The following is a 22,437-nucleotide window of genomic DNA, read 5'->3' as shown; positions in this document are numbered from 1 at the left end:
CTGGGAACGGGTCTGTCTCCTGACCGGGTGAGGCGTCACGCAGAACAGACTTTGAGCCCTGCTGCAGTCGGGGCTTCCCGGAGAACCGCGGAACCCCTCAGGGCGGGGATCGGAAAACCTGCCTGACGTGACGCCCCCGCATCAGAGGACCTTGGACAGGAACGCCTTGGTCCGGTCGTGCTGCGGATCGCTGAGGACCTGGCGTGGCGGTCCTGCCTCCACCACCACGCCGTCGTCCATGAAGACCAGCGTGTCCGCCACCTCGCGGGCGAATCCCATCTCGTGGGTCACCACGATCATGGTCATGCCGCTTTTGGCCAGTCCCTTCATGACGTCCAGCACCTCACCCACCAGCTCCGGATCCAAGGCACTTGTCGGCTCGTCGAAGAGCATCAGCTTGGGGTCCATCGCCAGGGCGCGGGCGATGGCCACACGCTGCTGCTGGCCACCCGACAGGTGCGCCGGATAGGCATCGCCCTTATCTCCCAGCCCCACACGCTCCAGGAGTTCCTTGGCCCGGGCAGTGGCTTTGGTCCTAGAAAGACCCTTCACCCGCATGGGAGCAAGGGTGATGTTCTCCACCGCGGTCAGGTGCGGGAACAGGTTGAATCGCTGGAAGACCATCCCGATTTCCTGGCGTTGGAAAGCGGCTTCCTTGAGCTTGAGTTCGTAGAGCTTTTCGCCTTTTTGACGGTAGCCGACCAGTTGTCCGTCGACCGAAAGCCGGCCGCCATCAACGCGTTCCAGGTGGTTGATACACCGCAGGAACGTCGACTTACCCGAACCGCTGGGCCCCACAATGCAGAGAACCTCCCCGGGGTCGACCTCCAGGCTGATTCCGCGCAAGACTCTGTTGGTGCCGAAATTCTTGGAAACCTTCTCCGCAAGCACCATTGGCGCGCCGGTCATCCTTTTCCTCCAAAGTCTGTGCCGAGCGGTACACCCGGGGCGCCGGGTCCCGCAGTGGGTGGTGCCTCCGGCGCCGCCGGTTCCTTGCCCGTCTTGACCCGCCCAGTTCCGCGGGAGAACCGCTTTTCAATGAAGTGCTGTCCCACCATCAGAATGGAGGTGAAGAGCAGGTACCAGAGGGAAGCCACAATCAGCAGCGGGACCGGAGTGAACGTCACCGCGGAAATGCCGCGGGACACTCCGTAAAGGTCAACACTCAACGGGATCGCGGCCACCAGGGAGGTGGTTTTAAGCATCGAAATCACTTCATTGCCGGTAGGCGGAATGATGATCTTCATGGCCTGCGGCACCACGACGTACCGCATGGTCTGGCCCCAAGACATCGCCAGGGCCGTCGAAGCCTCTGCCTGGCCCTCGTCCACAGACAGCAAGCCGGCACGCACGATTTCAGACATGTAGGCGGCCTCATTCAAGGCCAGCCCGATCACGGCGGTGATGAACAGGTTTGTGAAGATCTCGTTCGGGACGGTGACCCACGGCGTCGTGAACGGAATCCCCAGCGTGAACACCGGGTAGATCAACGCCACGATGCCCCAGAACACCAGTTGCACATAGACCGGAGTTCCCCGGAAGACCCAGATGTACAGCCAGGCTATGCTCTTCAGCACCGGATTTGGTGAGAGCCGCATGATGGCCAGCAGCAGGCCGAGGACGATCGCGCCGATCATCGAGTAGATGGTCAGCCACAACGTTACCCACGCGGCCTGGCTGATCCGTCGGTCAAAGATGTACTTACCCACATCCGGCCAGCCATAGTCCGAGCGCTGGGCGGCGTCCAGCACAAAGACCGCCAACCCAAGCAGCAGAACTACGGCAATCACGATCCGCCACGGGTGTCGCAGCGGGACCGCGACTATCGCCTCCGCCGACGAGGTGTCCGCGTCCTGTCCGCCCCGGGCCCGCATCTTCCTGTCAGGTTCCGACTCAATCATCCTGTCGGATTCCGGCTCGCTCATGTGCTATCACCCTTTGGCTGCCACGTTGAGCGTTGCCGTCTTCACGCCACCGGATTCGACGCCCCACTTGGACAGGATCTTGTTGTACGTGCCATCGTCGATCAGGGACTGGAGCGCCTTCTGCAGGACCGGCGTAAATTCACTCCCCTTGGCCACGGGCATCCCGTACGGCGCCACCTCGAAGGCGTCGCCGGCGGTCTGCAACTTGTCCTTGGTCTTGGAGATCGCGTAGAGAGTCACCGGCGAGTCGGCGCTCATCGCGTCGACCTGTCCCACCACGAGGGCGTTGGTCGCCTGGTCCTGCGCGTCGTACTTGAAAATGGTGATCGCCGGCTTGCCTGCATCCGTGCAAGCCTTCGACTTGGCCGGCACCTCGTGCGTGTCCTCATAGGTGGTGGCCTGAACGGCGACCTTAAGCCCGCACGCGTTGTTCGGGTCCACGGTCTTGCCCTTCGGGGAGGCCCATTGGATGCCGGCAGAGTAGTAGTTCACGAAATCCACCTGCTTTTCGCGTTCCAGCGTGTCGGAGAACGACGACATTCCCATGTCATCCTTCCCTGCTTTCACTGCCGGCAGAATGTTGTCGAAGGTGCCGATGTCGAAATTGACCTTCAACCCCATGACCTTGCCAAGGGCGTTGGTGAGGTCTACAGACCAGCCTGCCGGCTCACCGTTATCGTCCTTAAACTCGTTGGGCGGGTAGTTGTTGGCCATGCCGACGTTGAGCACGCCTGAGGTCTTCATTTTTTCCGGGAGCGACGCGGCAATGGAGTCATTCTTTTGCACGTTGACGGCGTCAGCGGTCCCGGTGGCCCCGCTGGTAGCGGCGGGTTCGCTGTTGTTGACACAGCCTGAGAGCGAAAGCGCCGTGGCTAGGGTGAGAACGGGAAGAAGGTATCGGGTGCGCATGGCTTCCTTAGCTGTTCAGGGATTCTCTAGGCTCCCGCAACGCTGCGGGAGGGCACTGTGTGCCTGGTTGTTCAAAACTTACTAATTCGTGCTTTTCGACGCTCTTGATTCCAGATTCTCTCCGGAATGACGAATATCCCGAAGAATTTCCTCGCCACGAGCTTTCAGTTCGGAAATGCTGGAGACGCCCACTAACGTCATCGTACGCCGCAGTTCGTCCCCGAAGATCTCAATGATGCGCCCGACGCCGGGCGAGCCCGCCGCCACCAGTCCGTACAGGTAGGCACGGCCGATCGAGCAGGCGTCAGCACCCAACGCCAACGCTTTGAGGATGTCGCTGCCCCGGCGGACGCCGGAGTCCACGTAGATCTCGATCGAGTTGCCCACCCGCTGCCGCGATTCCTGGAGGACATCCATGGGGCTCAGCATGTGGTCGAGTTGGCGTCCGCCATGGTTGCTCAGCTGCACGGCGTCCAAACCAATACGGGAGGCCTTTGCGACGTCGGCCGGGTTGACGCAGCCCTTGAGCACGATCTTTCCATGCCAGGCCTGCCGCAAGGCATCAAGTTCCTTCCAGCCGCTGCTCGCATCCGAGTGGCCAAGGATGTGCTGCCACATGGACGGGGTGACGACGGAGGTGGCCGCGGCGCTGCGCGGATCCAGGTTTGGGAAACTGATTCCGTCCGATTTCAGGAAGTTGATCCACCAGGAAGGTCGCCGGGCGATATCCGCGATGGTTGAAAGCGTTAGAGCAGGAGGCGCGGTGAAGCCGTTGTGGAGGTCCCTCTCCCTCGATCCCAGAGCCCGTGTATCGACGCCGACAATCAGCGTGTTGAATCCGGCGGCCTTGCAGCGGGCCAGTTTGTTCTTCATCGCCTGGGCGTCGGAGGTGAGGCCAAAGTTGAACCAGCGGTCGAGGCCCGGGTGGCGCTCCGCGATCGTCTCCATGGGTACGGTGCTCAGCCCGGCCAGCCCGTAGGGGATGCCGGCCCGGTCGGCGGCAGCCGCGACGGCCAGCTCGCCCTCGGGATGGAACAGCCGAGTTGCCCCGGTCGGGGTCAGCGTCAGCGGCAGGGCACTGTCTTTTCCGAGCAAGGCGGTGCCAGTGTCCGGGCCGGAGACCGGGCCCCAGCTGGGCATGAGGGCCCACGCGTCAAAGACGGCTCTGTTGCGGCGGAGCGTCACTTCGTCTTCAGATCCGCCGTCCAAATAGTCGAAGATTCCGGCCGGCAAGACTTTACGTGCCGACCTCCTGTATTCCTCCACATTGAAAGCGTTGGCCAGGACCCGGCGTCGTCGGGATAAAACTGGGGCTTTGACTTGGATGAGCTGTTTGGCTTCGCTGATTTTCACTGAGGGCCTTCCACTGCGTGCGTGCCTTATGGTTCATCGTAGAAAGCGGAACCCCGTGCCACTATGGAGATAACGACAAATTAGGGGCTACGAGATTAGCAGCTACTACCAAGGGATGGGTGGGGAATCCGTGATGATGTTCGCTGCGGCGGATCGGCATGCCCTGCCAACGTTGGCCGACGTCGCCCGCTCGGCGGGTTCGGAAATTCTCACCCTCGTGGAAATGCCGGCCGATGACCGGCAGATCGTCGCCGGCTCTGTTCTTTACGACTCGACGGCCCGGCCTGTCAGGTTTCCGGGCGCCGTTGCCCTGGCCATCGGCTTGTCCCTTGCCGGGAAGAAGCGACTGGGCGCGAAGGTCCGGGAGCTCAGCGGCGCCGGCTACGTGGCGATCGTGTACAAAACCAAAAGCGCCCCGGACGAAGCATTGCGGGCGGCCGCCCGGGACAACGGGATGGCACTGTTCCGGGCCTCCGACTCGGTGCCGTGGAACCAGCTCGCGGAGATCATGGACGCCGCGGTCATGCCGCACCGGCGATCTGGACGGACCCTGGTGGATATCCGGCCCGGGGACCTGTTCGACCTCGCCAACACCGTGGCGGCCCAAGCCGGCGGCGCCATCGCGATCGCCGATCCCGAGCAGACCATCCTGGCGTATTCGACGCTCCCGGACCAGCCCATTGACGAGACGCGCAGGAATTCCATCCTGAGTCTGCATGTTCCGCATTCCGTGGAAACGGACAACGACTACCGCCGTGTCCATGCCGCCACCGACGCGCTGGAGGTGGCGACGCAGGATCCCCTGCTCCGGCGCACGGCAATCGCGATCCGGGCCGGTGACTCCGTATTGGGCTCGCTCTGGCTCCTTGAGCGGGCGGACCACCATAACGAGGACGCCGACCGGATCCTGCGGGAGGCCGCCAACGTGGCCGCGCTCCACATCCTGCACAAACGGACCACCTACGTCTCAAACCTGACCCGCCAGATAGACCTGGTCCAGCCGCTGCTGTTCGATCCGAAACGCGCCGAACTGGCGGCCATCAGGCTTGGGATCTCGGCGCCTTCCGTTCGTGTTGCAGCTCTCAGCGTCTGGCCGTCCGAGGCCATTGCCGCTGATACGTTGCAGTCACGTCTCCGGCTCTTCGACACCATCCGGACCGCCTGTGCCATCCGGCTGCCCTCGGCCGTCTGCGGGTTCTCGGACAACATCGTTTACGTCGTCCTGCCGCACACCACCGAATCCTCCCGCGAATTCCAACGCAACGCGTTTCTGAAAATTGTGCAGAACGCGCGCCGGCTTCTCTCCCGCCCGGTGCTGGCCGCGTTGGGCACCCCGGCCACCATCGACCGTCTCGAGGAGTCCCGGGTCAACGCGGAACTGGTCTTGTCCGAGCTTGTGCGCAACGTCGCCGAAGGGCGCATAGCGGCCGATTCCGATGACATTGTGGCCGACGACGACTCTCTCGGCTCGCGTCTGCAGCTGCGGCAGTTCGTTTCGGCGTTGGCGGCGGTAGGCCAACTCCCGGGGGCTCATGCCCTCCGTATTGCCGAGTACGACGAACAACATAAGAAATCTTTCGAGGAGACCCTCTACGCGTACCTCAGCAACGGCGGGAACGCGATGGACGCTGCCAAGTCGCTGGACGTGCACGTCAACACGGTCCGGTACCGCCTGTCCCGTGTACAGCCGCTTTTCGGCATTGACCTCGACGACGCCGAAACGCGCCTGCTCGTGTGGCTGCAGCTGTGGGCAAGATCTAACTAGGAGTCCCCACCCTCAGCCAGGTGCCGGCTAGTTATGCCTGGCTAGTTGTGCCTGGGCGGTGCACCTCGGTGCCCCCAGGCAAGCTCACGGAGCCGGACCAGGTCCAGCGCCGGTTGGGCCGGGGGGACGCCCGGGCGATGCCGCGGCACCACTACCCGCAGCGCGCGGGGTTCGATGGTGCACCGCACCGGGGTGCTCATCAGCAGGGCCTCGCCGTCCACTCCGACGGGGATCTCGGGCGCGTCGGCGCCGACCACCACCTCCGCCGCGGTGCGTTGGATCAGGCCATGGTTCGTGGCCCGGCGCAGCAGGCCTACGGCTTCGCGGGTGCTCGAGGCAGAGAGCGCCACGGCGCCCAGCACACCGCGGTCCAGCCGCGTCCGGCGGCCAAGGCCTGCGAGGTCATTGCTGCCGTAGGGTCCGTTGCTCACCAGTACTGCCTGCGGGCCGTCCACCGTCGAGCTGTCCATTCGGGCACGCAGCCGGGCGCCCTTGTGGCCCTTGATTAGGTCCGGAAGCATCTGCAACACGGTTCCGGCCTTGTCTTCGCGGTACTCCGGGCTCTGCACCACCTCGGCGTACACCCCGAAGGATGAGTTGTTGACGAAGGTCCGCCCGTTGATCTTGCCGAGGTCGACGTGCAGTTCCACCCCATCGCGGAGGGCATCCAGGCATCCGGTCGGGTCCTCCCGGTCCAGCCCGAGGTCCAGGGCGAAGTGGTTGCGGGTACCGGCGCTGATCACCAGGAACGGGAGGTTGTGCTCGGCCGCGATGCCTGCCACCAGCGCCTGGGTTCCGTCGCCGCCGGCGACGCCGAGGAGGTCGGCCCCGCGCTCCACCGCTTGTCGGGCCAAGGCGTCCACATCCACGTGCCCTGGGCCCTCAAGCAGCGCCACCTCCGCGCCGAGTTCCTCGGCCTTCCGCTTGAGGTCGAACTTCACCACCTTGCCCCCGCCGGAATGCGGGTTCATGATCACGAAGGGATGCCGCCAGGTTGGAGCCGGGTGTTCGGCCATCACCATGTCCGCCCGGCGTTGCCGGAGGGCGGCGCGGGCACAGGCGACGGCCAGAACGATCAGGGCGACGGCGACCACCACCACCCACAGCAGGCTCGCTTGGACGAACAGAGCCAGGACAATCACCGGGGCGAGCACCGCCAGAGCCAGCGCACACCAGCGAAGAAAACCCCGGCTGATGAGGAACCAGTACATCGCAGCCACCGTCACCAACACGCCGCCCACACCGGTCAGGAGGAGTGCAATGGTGCCGGCCAATCCCGCGACCACCAGCGGGACGGCCGCCGCGCAAAAGACCGCGGCGTAAGCTCCCCTTGCCCACCACCGCCGGGACTCCGGGACCCCTGCCGGGGAAGCGATCTCAGTCATGGCCCGCCCCGTTCCGGATAACCCCAACGGCGGTCGCCGTCTCTGCCGCCGCCGGGTCCTTTCCTCCGCCTGCCGCGTCCATTCCCGCACCTGCCGGGCCTTGCCCTCCGCCCACCAGGCGCAGAGGCTCGTGCTCCCTGGCATCCCTGGATTTCACTTTCGGCATCTCCTTCGCCTACTCGTCTGGCTGTGGTTGCCGGGCGCACCGACCCGGTCCGGCGGGTCAGGTCCTGATTTTCGCCACCGTCATCAGGATCGCCGAGTCTTCCTCGGCGAGCAGACTGTGCAGCCCGTCGGGCACGATCAGCAGATCGCCGGTCTTGCCCTGCCAGGATTCTTCGCCGGACCGCAGGCGCACACAGCCGCGGAGCACAAACACGGTCGCTTCGCCGGGGTTCTGGTGCTCGCTCAGTTGCGTCCCGGCCTTGAAGGCCATGACGGTCTGGCGCAGGACTTTCTCGTGTCCGCCGAACACCGTGTCGGCTGCCCGGCCGCTCTCTGCCCCCAGAGCAGCCGCGATCTGCTGCCGGGCCAGGGCCTCGATCGATATTTTCTGCATGGGCACACGCTACTCGCCTCGCGACCTGCTGCCGAGGGTCCTTCGCCCCGAAGGCCGCCCGTGACCGGTCCGATGGGCTCTTAGTACCCCACCTGGAACCCGCCGAACTCCCCCGTTGCGGCCGAGACGGACTCTTGAACGTCCTCCACCCGGCCCGGCGCCTCCGGCGAGCGCAGCCAGCGCCGGAGCTCAAGCACCACGGACTGCGGCCCCTCCGCCACAATGCCCACCGAGCCGTCGTCGTTGTTCCTGACCGTGCCGGTCAGCCCAAGCTCCTCGGCCTTCCGAACTGTCCAGTACCGGAAGCCGACCGCCTGAACCACACCGGACACCCGTGCGCTCAGCCGCACGGGATCACCGGAATCCGCCGGAAACTGCGCAGGGTGCTTGTCAGTCATGCTCCTAATGTAGCGCCATGTTGCGCCCCGTCCGGCGGGTACGGATCCCACCTACGCAGTCTCACCGGCCGGACACAATGGGACCTTTGCCCCCTTTTCGCGGACCGCGGTCCCTGTGAGGCTGGTTACTGCGCTGCGCGACCTTGCCGAGACCCGGCAACGGCACAAAGAAGTGCTCTCGCCCCCGGCAGCAACAGCTGCCCGAAAGGAAAAGACCATGGCTGGACAATTCGAAATCTTCACCGACGCGGACTCCAACGTCCGGTTCCGGCTGCTCGCAGCCGATGGGACCGTGTTGGCCGTTTCCACAGCGTTCGAAGACAAGCGCCAGGCGGCGAACGGCATCATGGCCGTGCGCGAATGCGCGGGCACCGGATTGATCCGTGAGGTCCGCAGCAATCCGTGGACCGGGCAGCGCGCGGCCCGGAAGGCTGCGCCGTCGCCAGTAAGCCGGCACCGCCGGCACCTGCCCGCCGTCTAAGCGGCGAGCATCCGAGAGGCCGGAGCCGGCTGCCCCCCCTACGTGCTCCCTACACCGGAGCGAGCTAGCGGGCAGCCGGCGCTTTGGTCCGTTGCGCCCCTCCCATCCCACGTTTGGCGCTGCTAGTTCGCTGGTTCCGTCATCGCGCTGGTTCCGTGACGGTGCTGGTTCCACTCGCCGTACCGGCGGGACGAAGCGACGTGATCATTTTGCGGACATCCTGGTACTCCGCGGTGGTGGCGTAGAGTTTTGCCTTCTCCAGATAAGGCAGCCCGGGGTCCCCCGGCGTCGTATTTTTGGCCGGGTCATAAGCCTGGCCAAACAGCGCACCGCTGGGCGGCCAGAGGAAGAGCTGGAACAGAGGACATGCCGTTGGCCCGGTCTCCTCCGGCATCATGGTGATCCCGTACGACGCGTACGTGGGCGGTGAAGCTTCAGCCGCTTTTACATCGCCCCGGCCCTCGAAGACGTAGCGCGGCCCGCCCTGGTCCGCCGCACCGGGTTCCGTGAGCGCCTGCATCGGCTCGGAATCGATGAGCAGGTAGGGCTGCTGATCGCCGCATTCGGTGCCCGTGACCACATTGGTGCGCAGTGCGGCCATCTGCTTCCCTGCGGCGTTCAGGACGTCCACGAACTCGCCGCCTAAGGGCGCCTCCCCGGCGGGATCTTTGACGGTCCAGGCGGCCGGATAGTCGAAACTCAGCGTCCCGTCCGACGTCGTAAACGTCTTCCAGCCGGACGACGTCGGACCCGCCGCAGGCGGTAAGGTTTTCGCCGGTGAGGTTGCCGGCGACGCTCCGGGCGAGGTGTCGGAAGCCGTGCCTGACGATGGTCCCTGAGACGTAGTTCCGGACTCCGTCCCCGACTCGCTACTCTGGTCAGCTCCCGGGGCGTTCCCCGTCGGGGCAGTCGCCGACGTCGTTCCCGGGGTGGTGCCCGGCGTCGTGGCGCTGCCGCCGGTCGCAGAGGGACCCGATGCCGCGCCGCACCCGGCCAGCAGCAGGGCCGAGAGTGTCAGCGCCGGGAGCACTGTAAGTACCGGAGCAGGGACCACAGCCGACAGCACGGACTGCTGCCGCTTCATACGCGGGTAAATGCGCCGCTTCATGCGCCCGGCCAGCCTTACTGCCCCGCCGGCCGAAGCGAGGTGACCATTTTCCTGATGTCCTGATATTCGGAGGTGTTCCTGTACGCCTCCGGCGTGTCCACATTCGGCTCGTTGCCCGGGGTGGTGTCAAAGGGGTTGTAGACACCGCCAAACGACGCTCCGCTTGGCGGCCACGTGAAGAAGTGGAAGATCGGGCAGGCATCGGGTCCGGACGGCTTAGGCGCCGAGCTGATGCCATAGGCCATGACGTTTGCCTTCATGGGGTCCTTCTCCGCAGGGTAGAGCCGCAACTCAAAGATGAAGTGCGGTGTGGCTCCCTGCTGGGCCAAGGCGGGAACAGGAACAAGATCGAGCACCGAGTACGGGATGCGTTGCGTGCATTCGGCGCCCGTGACCACATCGGTCCGCAACGTGGCCAGCGACTTTCCGTGGGGGTTGAGGACCTCCAGGAACACGGCGCCGGATGCAGCCTCGGCGCTCCGGTCCTTGACGGTCCACTCAGCCGGGTAATCGAACTGCAACTTCCCGTCCGGGGTCTTGAAGATCTTCCAGTTCGCCGCCGTCGGGGCCGGTGTACCCGGGCCCGAGGACGTCTCAGTCGGCGGGACATCGCCGCCACCGCCGGTCGCGGGCGCGGACGTCAGAGGGGGCACGGTGGGCATCGACGGCGACGGCGAAACCGGGGCAGCGGGCGCGCCGCAGGCACCGAGAAGTGCCGCAACCAAAAGGCCGGCTGACGCTGCCGTGCCGATTGCCCCGAGTCGACGCATGTCACCCTCCCCCTAGGATTCAACTGGTTCGATCATTCTCGACTGCCCCGCTGCAGGAACAAGGGCCATAAGACCCGAGTTGGGACCAGGCCGTTTGCCGGGATCCGGGCGCCGTGCCGGGATTCGCTTGGCCACCGACGGCGTGACCGGCCCCATGTTGACATCCTGCGGATTTCAGTTGGAAACGAAAGCTTGCTAGAGCTTAGGTATGCAAGAGTTCCTCACCCACGCAATGCCGTTCCTGACTATGGCCCTCGCCGTGGTGGCCGGGCTCGTCCTGTCCTGGCTGGTCCGCCGGATCGTGCTCCAGCTCAACCGCAACAAGCCTGAACTGCGGGAAATCTCCCGCGTCGCCCGGCTGCCCTTGCGCTTCTCCCTCTGCCTGATCGCCGTGCGGACCGCCCTGGCCACCACCCCCGGGGACATCGAATGGCGCGGCACGCTGGACCACGTGCTGCTGCTTGCCCTCATCGTTTCCCTGGCTTGGCTGGCGATAGCCATGCTGCTCATCGTCGAGATGATGGTGCTGACCCGTTACCGGGTGGACGTAGCAGACAACCGCCGTGCACGGCGGCTGCGCACCCAGGTGATCCTGGCCCGGCGGATCGCCGTCGCCCTGATCGTTGTGGTGGCACTGGGCAGCATGATGCTGACGTTCCCCGCCATTCAGGCCCTCGGCGCCGGCCTCCTGGCCTCCGCGGGCCTGATCTCGATCGTCGCGGGCCTCGCAGCGCAGACGTCGCTGATCAATGTCTTCGCCGGCATCCAACTGGCCTTCACGGACGCAATCCGGGTGGACGACGTCGTGGTGGTCCAGAAGGAATGGGGCCGAATCGAAGAAATCACGTTGACCTACGTGGTGGTCCACATCTGGGACGACCGCCGGCTGATCCTGCCCTCGACGTACTTCACCACCACGCCATTCGAGAACTGGACCCGCCGCCAATCCGAAGTCATGGGCACCGTGGAGTTCGACCTCGACTGGCGCGCCCCGGTGGAAGCCATGCGCGCCGAACTGAAGAAGGTCCTGGCCGACACCCCACTGTGGGACAACCGCGTGGGTGTCCTGCAGATCACGGACGCCACGGCAGGCTTTGTCCGGGTGCGCATCCTGGTCAGCGCCGCCGACAGCGCCTCCCTCTTTGACCTCCGCTGCCTGATCCGCGAGGAATTGGTGGTGTTCCTGCAGCAGAACCACCCGACGGCGCTCCCCCATGTGCGCCTCGAATCGCTGCCGTCGGCAGGATCCATTCCGGCCGACGCCGCGTCCGACGCCGGGAAACGGTCCCAGCGGCTGCGCAAGGATTCCGTCACGGTCGAGCATCCCCGGCACCCGGACCCCCACGATTCCCAGCTGTTCACCGGGTCCATCGAGGCGATCCAGCGCTCCCGGGCTTTCACCGGTCCGGGCCAGGACGTCTTTGAGGACCGCGACAACGCCATCTCCTCTCAGAACTAGCCCAGGCCCGGCGAGGGGTTCCCAGCCTCCGGGAAGTGGCCGATAATCTCCACCATGACCTCCCCGCAGTCCACCGCACTTTCCGCACCGGCCCGCGACTGGTTCCAGCGCGCCGTCGTCTATCAGATCTATCCGCGCAGTTTCGCCGACTCCGACGGCGATGGCATCGGCGACCTGCGCGGCATTATCAGCAAGCTGGACTACCTCCAGCGGCTGGGGGTCGACGTCGTCTGGCTCTCCCCGATCTACACCTCCCCGCAGGACGACAACGGCTACGACATCAGCGACTACCGCAATGTCGATCCGCTCTTCGGCACCCTCGAAGACTTAAGGGAATTGACCGACGGGCTGCACGCGCGCGGCATGAAACTGGTGATGGACCTCGTGGTCAACCACACCTCGGACGAGCACCCGTGGTTCATGGAGTCCCGGTCCTCGAGGGACAACCCGAAGCGGAACTGGTACTGGTGGCGGCCGCCGCGGGACGCTGCTGCCCGGTCCGCCCATCGAGGCGCGGACGCGGAGCCGAACAACTGGGGCTCCGCGTTTTCCGGGCCCGCCTGGGAGTTTGATCAAGCCACCGGGGAGTACTACCTCCACATCTTCTCGAAGAAGCAGCCGGACCTGAACTGGGAGAACCCCGAGGTCCGCGCGGCGGTTTACGAGATGATGAACTGGTGGCTGGACCGGGGCGTGGACGGCTTCCGTATGGACGTCATTAATTTCATCTCCAAGGACACCGCGCTGCCGGACGGGCCCGTTGCCGACGGCAAGCTCTTTGGCGATGGCACGCCCTATTACATCGACGGCCCGCGCATGCATGAGTTCCTGCAGGAGATGCACCGGGAGGTTTTCGCCAAGCGCCCCGGCGAACTGCTCACGGTCGGCGAAATGCCCGGAGTGACGGTGGAGGAGGCCATCCTGTACACCGACCCCGCCCGGGCTGAGGTGGACATGGTGTTCCAGTTCGAGCACGTGGCGCTGGACCAGGAGGATGGCGATAAATGGCGGCCCAAGAAGCTTCTGCTCACCGAGCTGAAGCAAACCCTGGGCCGCTGGCAGGAAGGCCTCGCCGAGCGGGGCTGGAACAGCCTGTACTGGGGCAACCACGATCAGGCCCGCGCCGTATCGCGCTTCGGTGACGACGGCAAATACCGCGAACTCTCCGCCAAGATGCTGGCCGGCATCCTGCACCTGCACCGCGGCACGCCCTACGTCTACCAGGGCGAGGAACTGGGCATGACCAACATGACGTTCGGCGCGATCAGCGATTACCGCGACATCGAGGTCCTCAACCACCACCGCGAAGCCACCTCCCACCTCGGCCACACGGATGCCGAGGTCCTCGCCGCCCTCGCGCCCCTGAACCGGGACAACGCGCGGACGCCGGTTCAGTGGGACGCTTCCCGGCACGCCGGCTTCACCACCGGGGCTCCCTGGATCGCGGTGAACCCCAATGCCAACCACATCAACGCTGCCGCCCAGATGGACGATCCGGACTCGGTCTACAACTTCTACCGGAAGGTGATTGCGCTCCGGCATGCGGAGCCGGTGGTTTCTCACGGGGACTTCACCATGCTCCTGCCCGATGATCCACACGTCTACGCGTTCACGCGGGCGCTGGCAGGTTCCCCCGGCGATGGCGCCAACGGCGCTGAGATGCCGGACCGGGAGATGCTGGTCCTGGAGATGCTGGTCTTGGGCAACTTCTCCGGCGAGGAACGAAACGTGGAACTCAAGGATGAGACATGGGCTGGTGCGGAGCTGGTATTGGGGAACTACGCATCCGCTGACCATCCGTCCGACGGCGGAGCTGCCGCCGCCGGCCCGCTGCGTCTCAGGCCCTGGGAGCTGAAGGTCTTGCGCCGGAGCCGCCGTGCCTGATCGACAACGGGGTCATCAACCCAGCCAACTCAAACACAGCGAAAAATCAACGCAGCGAAATCAAAGCAGAAGTCAATCCAGAGTCAACCCAGAGAAGGAGCCAGTCATGACTATCCCGCCGCCGCCCGAACCCGATCCGTTTCCGCCGGAACCCGGCCCCACGGCGCCCCCGCCTGTTCCGGGGCCCGAGCCGGTACCCGGCCCCGCCCCCACTCCGTCCCCGGAGCCAGGTCCGTTCCCGACGCCGCCCAATCCTCTTCCGATTCCGGACCCCGGCCCGGTGCCGCCGCGGCCGGATCCGACCCGGTTCTAGCGGGCGTCAGCCGGCGGTAGACCGTGCAGGAATCGGCGTACCTCGGCGTTGAACGCGACGGGCGCTTCCACCTGAGCCATGTGCCCGACGTCGGGAATCGTCACGAGCGTCGAGCCCGGGATCCACCGGTTCATCTCGCGGGCCACACTGAGCGGCGAGCGGACGTCCTCTGTGCCGTACAGCAGCAGTGTGGGCACCGCGATGGTGGGCAGGACGTCCCGGTAATCAGCATGCGCGCTCGCGTTCAACAATGCCCGCATGCCCCTCGGATGGAAGTCCGCCATGATGGCGCTGGTTTCTTGCACCACCGCTGGATCAGCGTGTTCAGTGAAGAGAGTGGGCAGCCACACTGGAATGAACTGTTCAGGCGGCTGCTCGAGTTCGGCGAGGACCTGCGCATAGCGGCGCTCCACTTCCTCAGGCGGCAGCGATCCCGCCCAGCCGGCGTACGCCGAGGCCAGCAGCAGCGACGCCGGGACCGACGGGTATGCCCGGTAGAACTCCAGCGCAATGCAGGAGCCCATGGATAAGCCGAGGATGTGCGGCCTACCCGGCACCGCTTCCCGCAGAAATCCTGCCAGGGCGTCGCCTAAGTCTTTTCCGGTGAAGTCCGGCGGTGGATCGTCCGAACCGCCGCACCCGGGAGCATCCCAGGCGAAAACCGTGAATTCATCCGACAACGCATCGAGCTGCCGACGCCAGATGCGGCTGTCTTCGTAGGCGCCGTGCAGCAGGACCAGCGGCGGGCCTTGGCCAACCCGCTGGTAGAGGATGCGCAGGCCCGCAAGCTCGACGGTATCCATGAGGTAATGCTAGGCCGGTGGCAGGTGGGTCGGTCCACTTGTAGTTCGATCCACGGTAGTTCGATCCACGGTTGCCCGGCAGGGGCGGACGCGCGAGTGCGCCTTCCACACGCAAATGCCCCTGGGCCACCCAACACGGGGGCGCAGGGGCATTTGCGGGGGTCGACAGGAAAGCTGCGTGCCGGTCCCTACAGCAGGACGATGTCCTTGGTGCGGTGATCGTAGTGAATGACCAGCTGGCCGCCGCCGTGGTGGACCTCGTGGTTGGGCCCGTCAAAAGTGCCGAACGCGCCGTAGTTTTCGTCCCAGGAACGGTTCAGGGCGATTTTGAAGGTGTAGTAGCCAGCCGGAATGTCAGCGGCGATCTTCCACAGCTGGTCCACCTGATCCAGTTCCATCTGGGCCTCGTCATACTGCGGCGCCCAGTTGGCCGGCGCGCCCAGCAGGATGTTGAAGTCACCGGCCACCGCGACCGCTTCCGGCTGCTCGATGGTTTCGGTGCTGACGGCAGGCGCATCCGCTGCCGGAGCCGCCGCCGTGGCCTGCGCCGGCGTGGCCTCTGCCGCCGCGGCCTGGGCGGCGGGCTTGCGCTTCCGCACCACCTTGGCGACCGGGGCAACAGCTTCCTCGACCAGCTTGGCGGCCTTGCCTGCAACCTTTCCGGCTTTCGACGGCGCCTTTTCAGCCTTCGGCGCTTGTCCATCAGCCGCAGCTTTGTCAGAAACCAGCGCCGGCTTGACTGCGGGAGCAGCCGGCAGCGGGGTGCCCGCCGGAACCGGGGTACCGGCGTCGAGCGCTGTAGCGAAGGCGTCGGGCTCGGCGAAAGCAACCGTGGCGCGCTGGCCGTCGTCGGTGATGGACCAGCCGGAGCGGCCCTTGACCAGCCAGCCGGCCTTGACCAGCTTGGCCGTGGCGCTGGTGAGGGTCTTGTGGCCGCGCGGAATGCCGCCGCTCAGGAGCTCACGTTCACGATCGTCGAGGGGAACCCGCGCAATGGCTTCGCCCAGCACAGTTCCGGCGTTCAACTTCTCGCCGGTCCATACCCCCTCTGACAGGACATCAAGCACGGCCTTGAGCCGAAGGTTGGTTTTTTCCGCGGTGTTCGCGCCCATGGGTCTCCTTAGAAGCAATTGATCCACCTGCATTTTGCCAAGGAAACGATGGTTTTTGCGAGTGGAACCCGTTAACTCTATGTGTCGTGACCCACTATGACAGTGCCGACCGGAGCACGGGAGCGACCAACTCACCGCTACCCGCGAGTAGAAAAGCGCCCCGACGGCACTTCCCGGCGAGATTCCCCGCTCAGTCCCGGGCGCTCCATTGCGCGCCGGTTTGGGCGGAATAAGCGGCGACGGCAGCCTCGATAGTGCGGTAGAAGTGCTTCGGATCGATCTGGCGTGTCAGTTCGAAGCGTTCAACCTTCGCCCGGACCCGATGCTTGAGCTCTGCGAACACCAACGAGGTGCCCTGGGCGTTCAGCTCCCGGTCCAACTCGAGCAGCACGTCCGCCGCGGTGGTGTCCACGTCCGTGATGGGTTCGGCCGCGATGAGGATCCACCGTGGCTTCGGCTCGGCTCGCGCCAGCCGCCGGATGTTGTCCCGGAATGTCGTGGCGTTGGCGAAGAAGACCGGCGCGTCGAACCGGTAGATGACCAGCCCCGGGAGGTGCTTGGCATCGGGGTGGACGCTGACGTCGTGGAACCCTTCGAGGCCGGGCACCCGTCCGATCACGGTCTGGTACGGCCACCACACCCGGCGGAAGACGTTGAGGATGGACAGTCCGACGGCGATGCCGATGCCGGGGAGCACGCCCAGGAACACCACGCCGAGGAAAGCCGCGAGCGACAGGCCGAATTCGGTTCTGCTCTGCCGCCACAGGCGCACGGTGCCGGGAATGTCGGCCAGGGAGACAGATGCGGTGATCACCACGGCCGCGAGGGCCGGCTGGGGCAGGTTCCGGAACATCCCGGGCAGCAGGACGAGCATGAGGATGATCAGCACGGCGCCAGTGACGCCGGTCAGTTGCGTTTTCGAGCCGGATCGTTCCGCGACGGCGGTCCGGGAACCGCTGGTGCTCACGGGGAAGCCCTGGAACAGGCCTGCGGCGAGGTTCGCGGCGCCGATGCCGATCATTTCCTGGTTGCCATTGATTTCCTGGCCGGAGCGCGCGGCGAACGATGACGCCGTCGAAATCGTGTCAGTCAGTGAGACGAGCGCAATTCCCAGGGCGCCGGCAACCATCAGCCCGATGTCCGACCACTCCACCTGGGGGAAGGTGAACGGCGGGAAGCCCTGTGGGAGTTCCCCGACCAGGGAGACGCCGCGGTCGGCCAGGTCAAAGATCGAGGTTGCCGCGATCGCGAGAACCACCATGATGAGCACAGCCGGGATCTTGGGCAGCCAGCGTTGCAGGGCCAGGATCACCACGATCCCGCTGATGCCGACGGCGGCCGCGGCTGGCACGGTCTTGCCGCTGGCCACGCCCTCGACGAAGCCGACGAGGTCACCGATGAAGCCCTCGGCGCTGACCTTGAACCCGAAGAGCTTCGGGAGCTGGCCCACCAGGATGGTGATCGCGAGGCCGTTCATGTAGCCGATCATGGTCGGCTTGGAGATGAGGTCCGCGATGAAGCCAAGCTTGGCGACGGACGCCAGGACCATGATGATGCCGACCATGAGCCCGAGCATCGAGGCGAGCGCCACCGCCTTCTGCGGGTCGCCGTCGGAAGCGACCAGCGGCAGGACCGTCGCGGCGATCATCGGGCCCAGCGAAGAGTCGGGCCCCAGCACAAGGATGCGGGACGGGCCGAAGACCGCATAGGCGAGCAGGCAGAGGACCGTGGTGTACAGCCCGGTGATCGTCGGAAGTCCCGCCAGCTCCGCATACGCCATGCCCTGGGGCACCAGCAACGTGGACAGGACGATCCCGGCGACGATGTCCTTGCCGAGCCAGTCCCTCCGATACGCAGCGGCGACGTCGAGCCCAGGCATCACCTGGCGCAGCGGGTTCCTCTGCCGCTGTCCGGTCTTCGTCATACGTGCACTCTGCCGCCCGACGCCGCCCGGCACATCCTCCGGCGAGGGTGAACTGGGTCAGCCGGCCTCGTCCAGAGCAACGCGGGGTCACCTACGGCCCAATCTGAGGCCACTATTGGGCCGTAGATGACCCCGCGTTGCTTCCCCGCGGCTCCCGCCCCGGCTTGCCGCCCGTTGTGCCCCCGGCCCGATGGGCCTAAAGTGGCGGTCTGCCAACCGCGCGCCGGCCTGCAGCAGGAAAAGGTGCCGGCGGCCGCCGCCACCGTTTTCATTGAGGAGATATCTATGGAATCCCGTACGCTCGGCTCGCTCACTGTCTCCCCACTGGGTTTGGGCTGCATGGGCATGAGCGAGTTTTATGGTCACGGCGAGGACAACGAGTCCATCGCCACCATCCACGCCTTTCTCGACGCCGGCGGAAGCCTGCTCGACACCGCGGACATGTACGGCCCGTTCACGAACGAAGTGCTTGTTGGCCGGGCCATCGCCGGTCGGCGGGACGACGTCGTCCTGGCCACCAAATTCGGCAACGAACGTCGGCCCGACGGATCCTGGGTAGGCATCAACGGCTCCCCCGACTACGTGCGCTCCGCCTGCGACGCAAGCCTGCAGCGGCTGGGCGTGGACCACATCGATCTGTATTACCAGCACCGGGTGGACAAGACCGTTCCGATCGAGGAAACCGTCGGAGCCATGGCTGAGCTGGTAGAAGCGGGCAAGGTCCGGCACCTTGGCCTGTCGGAGGCCAGCGCCGAAACCGTGCGCCGGGCCCATGCGGTCCATCCCATCACCGCATTGCAGACCGAATACTCGCTGTGGGAACGCGAGCCCGAGACCAAGGTCTTCCCGGTCCTGGCCGAACTGGGCATCGGCTTTGTTCCGTACAGCCCGCTCGGCCGGGGCTTCCTGACGGGCCAGTTTCACAGCCCGGACGACTTTCCGGCGGACGATTTCCGCCGGCACTCCCCGCGCTTCCAAGGCGAGAACTTCACCCGAAACCTGCAACTCGTGGATCGGGTCAAGGAGGTGGCGGACGCGAAAGGGTGCACCCCGGCACAACTAGCGCTGGCCTGGCTGCTGGCCCAAGGTGAGCACATCGTCCCCATCCCCGGCACCAAGAAGCGCGACCGTCTGCAGGAAAACCTGGGCGCTGCCGACGTCGAACTTACTGCCGAGGACCTGACGCGCCTGGACGAACTCGCTCCAGCTGGCGCGGCCGCCGGGGCGCGCTACCCGCACATGGACACGATCGACGACTAGGCGCGCGGCGGTTCCACGAGCAACGCGGGGTCACTTCGCGCCCAATCGGCGGCTTTTATTGGGCCGTAAGTGACCCCTCGTTGCCTTCGGTGGAGGGTCCGGGTCTGGGGTTAGAGCCCGGAGTCGGCCAGTTCGGCCAGCAGCTCGGTTTTGCGCTCTTCGCTGGCGAAGGAGGAGCGGATCGAGTTCGCCGCCAGGCGCACGCAGTCGAACTCGGACAGGCCGATCACGGACTTCAGTTGGGCGAAGTTGTCGTCCACGTAGCCGCCGAAATACGCGGGATCGTCCGAGTTGACGCTCACGTTCAGGCCCGCGGCGAGCATGGCCGGCAACGGGTGCGCAGCGAGCATGTCCACCGCCCGGAGCCGGACGTTGGACAGCGGGCACACGGTCAGGGGCACGAGCTCGTCGACGAGCCGTTCGACGAGGTCGGGATCCTCCATGCACCGGATTCCGTGGTCGATCCGCTCCACTTCCAGGATGTCCAGCGCGTCGATGATGTACGACGGCGGACCCTCCTCGCCGGCGTGCGCGATCCGGTGCAGCCCGGCGTCCTTGGCCCGGGCGAAGAGCCGCTGGAACTTCTCCGGCGGGTTGCCCACTTCGGCCGAATCCAGGCCGATTCCGGCGATCGGGGCGCCCATGGCGAGCAGCTGCTCCAGCACCTCCAGGGCGGAATCCTCGGAGAGGTCGCGCAGGAAGGCGGCGATCAGCAGGGTGGAGATGCCGAACTCCTCGAAGGATCCCGCCAGCACCGAGGCCACGCCGTTGACACACGTTTCCAGCGATATTCCACGGGACAGGTGCGCCTGCGGGTCCAGCATGATCTCGGCATGCCGCACGCCGGCGAGCGCCGCCCGGCTCAGGTAGGCACGGGTCATGTCCGCGAAGTCCTGTTCCGTCCGCAACACCGCCATGTTCGCGTAGTACAAATCCAGGAAGGACTGCAGGTCCGTGAACTCGTACCGGGAACGGAGCTCGTCCAGGTCCGCATACGGCAGCTGGATCCCGTTGCGCTCCGCGAGCGCGAAGATCAGCTCCGGTTCCAGCGTTCCCTCGATGTGCAAGTGCAGTTCAGCCACAGGGAGTTCGAGTACTTCCTCGGGCAGCTCCGCGGATTCCGGTTCTTCGGCGTTCAACTGGGCCCCGGCGTCGTTCGTTTCCATCCGGTAAGGATATGCCCGGCGCTGCCCGCCGCCGCTAGAGCCGAAGGCATTCCCGGCATTCCCGGCTCGGCCGCGGCGGGGGCGGCCTAAGACCGGCTGGAATGATAACGGCAGAAACGGCGAAAATAACAGCTTGATAACGGGCGCGGCCTGCCTTAGCCTAGTGTGCATGCCCGGCAACCGGGTATTGCATGCCCGGTGCTACCACCACCAGCTACTGCCCGACCGGTAGACACCGCTATGACCTCAATCGTCGGGGGCGGGCAGTGGCGCGATAACGTCCGGGGACGGACCGAGCGCTGGTGGCCCTCAGGAGCATTCTGAGCCATGAAGAAATTCACCTATAGCACTGCCGCGCGCCGCGGCATCACCCTGGCGGCTGTTTCAATGGCCTCCGTCGCACTGTCCGCCACCGCCGCGAACGCGGCTGCACCCGCGAACACCACAGCTTCGGTCTGGGATTCCCTCGCCCAGTGCGAGAGCAGCGGCAACTGGGGCACCAATACAGGTAACGGCTACGCGGGTGGGCTGCAATTTAGCCAAAGCACGTGGGCGGCCTACGGCGGAGCGGGGTCCGCGGCGAACGCCAGCCGCGAGCAGCAGATCGCCGTCGCGCAGAAGGTGCAGGCCAGCCAGGGTTGGGGCGCGTGGCCAGCCTGCGCCGCGAAGCTTGGCCTGAGCGGCGGCGGCGCCGCCGTGGCTCCGCAGAGCGCGACCACACCAAAGCGGACCGCCGCAGTTTCCACCCCGGCCAGCGTGCCTGCGCGGCAGATAGCCCCCAAGGCAGCCGTCCCGGCACCCCGCCACGTCGCACCGGTTGCCGTGAGCGGCCAGACCTACACGATCCGGAGCGGCGAAACGCTGAGCACCATCGCCGAAAAACTCAACATCGCTGGAGGCTGGCACTCGCTGGCCGACGCGAACACGGCGACCATCAGCAACCCCGACCGGGTCTACCCCGGCCAGGTGCTGCAGCTTCCCGCCTAGGGCTGGACGTTAAAGAACGACTTAACGAACGACGCCGGAGCTCACCCTTTCGGGTGGGCTCCGGCGTTGTTTCGACTAAACGTCGGTTGGGCTGACTTCGGCCGGGCAGGCGCTGACTGCTCAGGCTGCCGGAACCGATCAAGCCCTTGAACTACTCAAGCTGCCAGGGCAACCTGCGGGATTTCGCGGACAATCCGGAGTTTCCACGCGGCGTCGTCGCTCGTGTCCAGCAGGGCCACCGTACCCATGGCCAGGTGCAGGCCGACCCGCTTGGCTGCCAGCAGTTCGAGGTACAGGCTCTCGTTCATGCGGGCGGGGGCATCGATCACGTACTTCACCGCGTCACGGACTTTGCGGTAATTGGCGCTGCGCTCCCGGTTCAGGTGCAGTTCCAGCATGCGACGCTGACGGAGCTTTGGTTCGTGGCGGTTCAGCCAGGACACCGCGGCGTGGACGCCGAGGACTAGGGCCAATGAGATTGCGTAGATCTCCCAGCCGGTGTTGAGCAGGAACAGCGGCAGGTTGGCGATGGCCACAGCGGCGATGAAGAGGCGAAGGGCCATCAGGCGCCGCATCGTCAGTGCGAACGAGGCCATTGCTGCGCGGAACTTGTGCTGTTCATTGCGGGCTGCGACCGGGTCCAGAATGACTTCTTCGAGCACAACGATTCCGTTGGCGTCGGGGCTCAGCATTTGTCCATACCGGGGCGCAAACGGCACCAGCGCTGGAGCTGCTGTTGATTTAGGCTCTACTGTTTGGGGTTCTGCTGTCTGTGGCATGGGCGTGTCTTCCGGGGCGAAGGTTGTGGTTCATGTTATTTTATCCGCTCATCAACACCCCTGTCTGCCTTGTTTCGGGATGTGAGCACTCTCACCA

General features: G+C 65.5%; 20 protein-coding genes. 6 read left to right on the top strand and 14 right to left on the bottom strand.

What is annotated here, in order from left to right; translation table 11 throughout:
* Window positions 1-141: 141 nt before the first annotated feature.
* From BM372_RS12735 to BM372_RS12720, 4 genes are all read right to left on the bottom strand, one after another.
* A complete protein-coding gene (locus tag BM372_RS12735; protein ID WP_090955774.1) occupies window positions 142-909 on the bottom strand; it encodes an amino acid ABC transporter ATP-binding protein in 768 nt (255 codons plus the stop codon).
* On the bottom strand, window positions 906-1,925 hold the full coding sequence (locus tag BM372_RS12730) for an amino acid ABC transporter permease (RefSeq protein WP_090955772.1): 1,020 nt from the start codon (window positions 1,923-1,925) through the stop codon (window positions 906-908). The genes BM372_RS12735 and BM372_RS12730 overlap by 4 nt, the downstream gene beginning before the upstream one ends.
* 6 nt (window positions 1,926-1,931) lie before the next feature.
* Window positions 1,932-2,834: an ABC transporter substrate-binding protein gene (locus BM372_RS12725; protein ID WP_090955770.1), complete on the bottom strand. Its 903-nt coding sequence runs from the start codon at window positions 2,832-2,834 to the stop codon at window positions 1,932-1,934.
* An 81-nt stretch (window positions 2,835-2,915) separates the two neighbouring features.
* Window positions 2,916-4,187 carry an alpha-hydroxy acid oxidase gene (locus BM372_RS12720; protein ID WP_090955768.1) on the bottom strand — a complete coding sequence of 424 codons (1,272 nt, stop codon included), beginning with the start codon at window positions 4,185-4,187 and terminating at the stop codon, window positions 2,916-2,918.
* Between the two features lie 133 nt (window positions 4,188-4,320).
* On the opposite strand from BM372_RS12720, the gene BM372_RS12715 reads away from it, so the two are divergent.
* The gene (locus tag BM372_RS12715) at window positions 4,321-5,952 is read left to right on the top strand and encodes a PucR family transcriptional regulator (RefSeq protein ID WP_177235991.1); all 1,632 of its coding nucleotides are present in this window, start codon (window positions 4,321-4,323) and stop codon (window positions 5,950-5,952) included.
* Between the two features lie 41 nt (window positions 5,953-5,993).
* Here the strand turns inward: BM372_RS12715 and BM372_RS12710 are convergent, their stop codons facing one another.
* The 3 genes from BM372_RS12710 to BM372_RS12700 form a co-directional block, all read right to left on the bottom strand.
* On the bottom strand, window positions 5,994-7,337 hold the full coding sequence (locus BM372_RS12710; protein ID WP_090955763.1) for a diacylglycerol/lipid kinase family protein: 1,344 nt from the start codon (window positions 7,335-7,337) through the stop codon (window positions 5,994-5,996).
* Between the two features lie 223 nt (window positions 7,338-7,560).
* On the bottom strand, window positions 7,561-7,896 hold the full coding sequence (locus tag BM372_RS12705) for a cupin domain-containing protein (RefSeq protein WP_090955937.1): 336 nt from the start codon (window positions 7,894-7,896) through the stop codon (window positions 7,561-7,563).
* Between the two features lie 80 nt (window positions 7,897-7,976).
* Window positions 7,977-8,294, bottom strand: coding sequence for an acylphosphatase (locus tag BM372_RS12700; protein WP_090955761.1), 318 nt, complete (start codon window positions 8,292-8,294; stop codon window positions 7,977-7,979).
* A gap of 217 nt (window positions 8,295-8,511) precedes the next feature.
* Here BM372_RS12700 and BM372_RS12695 point away from each other — a divergent pair, with 217 nt between their 5' ends.
* Window positions 8,512-8,775: a YegP family protein gene (locus tag BM372_RS12695; RefSeq protein WP_090955759.1), complete on the top strand. Its 264-nt coding sequence runs from the start codon at window positions 8,512-8,514 to the stop codon at window positions 8,773-8,775.
* 139 nt (window positions 8,776-8,914) lie between these two features.
* Here the strand turns inward: BM372_RS12695 and BM372_RS12690 are convergent, their stop codons facing one another.
* On the bottom strand, window positions 8,915-9,883 hold the full coding sequence (locus tag BM372_RS12690) for a hypothetical protein (RefSeq protein WP_256214233.1): 969 nt from the start codon (window positions 9,881-9,883) through the stop codon (window positions 8,915-8,917).
* Window positions 9,884-9,897: 14 nt separating this feature from the next.
* Window positions 9,898-10,653, bottom strand: coding sequence for a hypothetical protein (locus tag BM372_RS12685; protein ID WP_090955757.1), 756 nt, complete (start codon window positions 10,651-10,653; stop codon window positions 9,898-9,900).
* 208 nt (window positions 10,654-10,861) lie between these two features.
* Here BM372_RS12685 and BM372_RS12680 point away from each other — a divergent pair, with 208 nt between their 5' ends.
* Together BM372_RS12680 and BM372_RS12675 are read left to right on the top strand one after the other, a co-directional pair.
* Window positions 10,862-12,112: a mechanosensitive ion channel family protein gene (locus tag BM372_RS12680; RefSeq protein WP_256214232.1), complete on the top strand. Its 1,251-nt coding sequence runs from the start codon at window positions 10,862-10,864 to the stop codon at window positions 12,110-12,112.
* A 54-nt stretch (window positions 12,113-12,166) separates the two neighbouring features.
* Window positions 12,167-13,996: a glycoside hydrolase family 13 protein gene (locus BM372_RS12675; protein ID WP_090955755.1), complete on the top strand. Its 1,830-nt coding sequence runs from the start codon at window positions 12,167-12,169 to the stop codon at window positions 13,994-13,996.
* 309 nt (window positions 13,997-14,305) lie between these two features.
* On the opposite strand, the gene BM372_RS12670 is transcribed toward BM372_RS12675, so the two are convergent.
* From BM372_RS12670 to BM372_RS12660, 3 genes are all read right to left on the bottom strand, one after another.
* Window positions 14,306-15,112 carry an alpha/beta fold hydrolase gene (locus BM372_RS12670; RefSeq protein ID WP_090955753.1) on the bottom strand — a complete coding sequence of 269 codons (807 nt, stop codon included), beginning with the start codon at window positions 15,110-15,112 and terminating at the stop codon, window positions 14,306-14,308.
* Between the two features lie 188 nt (window positions 15,113-15,300).
* Window positions 15,301-16,224 carry a pullulanase X25 domain-containing protein gene (locus BM372_RS12665; protein WP_090955751.1) on the bottom strand — a complete coding sequence of 308 codons (924 nt, stop codon included), beginning with the start codon at window positions 16,222-16,224 and terminating at the stop codon, window positions 15,301-15,303.
* A gap of 190 nt (window positions 16,225-16,414) precedes the next feature.
* The gene (locus tag BM372_RS12660) at window positions 16,415-18,148 is read right to left on the bottom strand and encodes a SulP family inorganic anion transporter (RefSeq protein ID WP_090955749.1); all 1,734 of its coding nucleotides are present in this window, start codon (window positions 18,146-18,148) and stop codon (window positions 16,415-16,417) included.
* A 285-nt stretch (window positions 18,149-18,433) separates the two neighbouring features.
* Between BM372_RS12660 and BM372_RS12655 the strand changes: the two genes are divergently transcribed.
* Window positions 18,434-19,408, top strand: a complete 975-nt coding sequence (locus tag BM372_RS12655) for an aldo/keto reductase (protein ID WP_090955934.1) — start codon at window positions 18,434-18,436, stop codon at window positions 19,406-19,408.
* A 110-nt stretch (window positions 19,409-19,518) separates the two neighbouring features.
* Here BM372_RS12655 and BM372_RS12650 read toward each other — a convergent pair whose 3' ends face one another.
* Window positions 19,519-20,574, bottom strand: coding sequence for an adenosine deaminase (locus BM372_RS12650; RefSeq protein ID WP_256214231.1), 1,056 nt, complete (start codon window positions 20,572-20,574; stop codon window positions 19,519-19,521).
* Window positions 20,575-20,901: 327 nt separating this feature from the next.
* Here BM372_RS12650 and BM372_RS12645 point away from each other — a divergent pair, with 327 nt between their 5' ends.
* Entirely contained in the window at window positions 20,902-21,561 is a 660-nt protein-coding gene (locus BM372_RS12645) for a transglycosylase family protein (protein ID WP_090955747.1), read from the top strand.
* A gap of 155 nt (window positions 21,562-21,716) precedes the next feature.
* Here BM372_RS12645 and BM372_RS12640 read toward each other — a convergent pair whose 3' ends face one another.
* Window positions 21,717-22,253: a hypothetical protein gene (locus BM372_RS12640; RefSeq protein ID WP_090955746.1), complete on the bottom strand. Its 537-nt coding sequence runs from the start codon at window positions 22,251-22,253 to the stop codon at window positions 21,717-21,719.
* Between the last annotated feature and the right edge of the window lie 184 nt (window positions 22,254-22,437).

Origin of the sequence: Arthrobacter sp. ov118 (assembly GCF_900116495.1) — a bacterium.
GTDB lineage: Bacteria > Actinomycetota > Actinomycetes > Actinomycetales > Micrococcaceae > Arthrobacter.
Note: the sequence above shows the minus strand (reverse complement) of the source record. Positions and strands in the feature narration are given on the sequence as shown.

Coding starts and splice junctions, on each gene's coding strand:
- BM372_RS12735 (WP_090955774.1), bottom strand. CDS start 909: ATGACCGGCGCGCCAATGGTGCTTGCGGAGAAGGTTTCCAAGAATTTC.
- BM372_RS12730 (WP_090955772.1), bottom strand. CDS start 1,925: ATGAGCGAGCCGGAATCCGACAGGATGATTGAGTCGGAACCTGACAGG.
- BM372_RS12725 (WP_090955770.1), bottom strand. CDS start 2,834: ATGCGCACCCGATACCTTCTTCCCGTTCTCACCCTAGCCACGGCGCTT.
- BM372_RS12715 (WP_177235991.1), top strand. CDS start 4,321: ATGATGTTCGCTGCGGCGGATCGGCATGCCCTGCCAACGTTGGCCGAC.
- BM372_RS12710 (WP_090955763.1), bottom strand. CDS start 7,337: ATGACTGAGATCGCTTCCCCGGCAGGGGTCCCGGAGTCCCGGCGGTGG.
- BM372_RS12705 (WP_090955937.1), bottom strand. CDS start 7,896: ATGCAGAAAATATCGATCGAGGCCCTGGCCCGGCAGCAGATCGCGGCT.
- BM372_RS12700 (WP_090955761.1), bottom strand. CDS start 8,294: ATGACTGACAAGCACCCTGCGCAGTTTCCGGCGGATTCCGGTGATCCC.
- BM372_RS12695 (WP_090955759.1), top strand. CDS start 8,512: ATGGCTGGACAATTCGAAATCTTCACCGACGCGGACTCCAACGTCCGG.
- BM372_RS12690 (WP_256214233.1), bottom strand. CDS start 9,883: ATGAAGCGGCGCATTTACCCGCGTATGAAGCGGCAGCAGTCCGTGCTG.
- BM372_RS12685 (WP_090955757.1), bottom strand. CDS start 10,653: ATGCGTCGACTCGGGGCAATCGGCACGGCAGCGTCAGCCGGCCTTTTG.
- BM372_RS12680 (WP_256214232.1), top strand. CDS start 10,862: ATGCAAGAGTTCCTCACCCACGCAATGCCGTTCCTGACTATGGCCCTC.
- BM372_RS12675 (WP_090955755.1), top strand. CDS start 12,167: ATGACCTCCCCGCAGTCCACCGCACTTTCCGCACCGGCCCGCGACTGG.
- BM372_RS12670 (WP_090955753.1), bottom strand. CDS start 15,112: ATGGATACCGTCGAGCTTGCGGGCCTGCGCATCCTCTACCAGCGGGTT.
- BM372_RS12665 (WP_090955751.1), bottom strand. CDS start 16,224: ATGGGCGCGAACACCGCGGAAAAAACCAACCTTCGGCTCAAGGCCGTG.
- BM372_RS12660 (WP_090955749.1), bottom strand. CDS start 18,148: ATGACGAAGACCGGACAGCGGCAGAGGAACCCGCTGCGCCAGGTGATG.
- BM372_RS12655 (WP_090955934.1), top strand. CDS start 18,434: ATGGAATCCCGTACGCTCGGCTCGCTCACTGTCTCCCCACTGGGTTTG.
- BM372_RS12650 (WP_256214231.1), bottom strand. CDS start 20,574: ATGGAAACGAACGACGCCGGGGCCCAGTTGAACGCCGAAGAACCGGAA.
- BM372_RS12645 (WP_090955747.1), top strand. CDS start 20,902: ATGAAGAAATTCACCTATAGCACTGCCGCGCGCCGCGGCATCACCCTG.
- BM372_RS12640 (WP_090955746.1), bottom strand. CDS start 22,253: ATGCTGAGCCCCGACGCCAACGGAATCGTTGTGCTCGAAGAAGTCATT.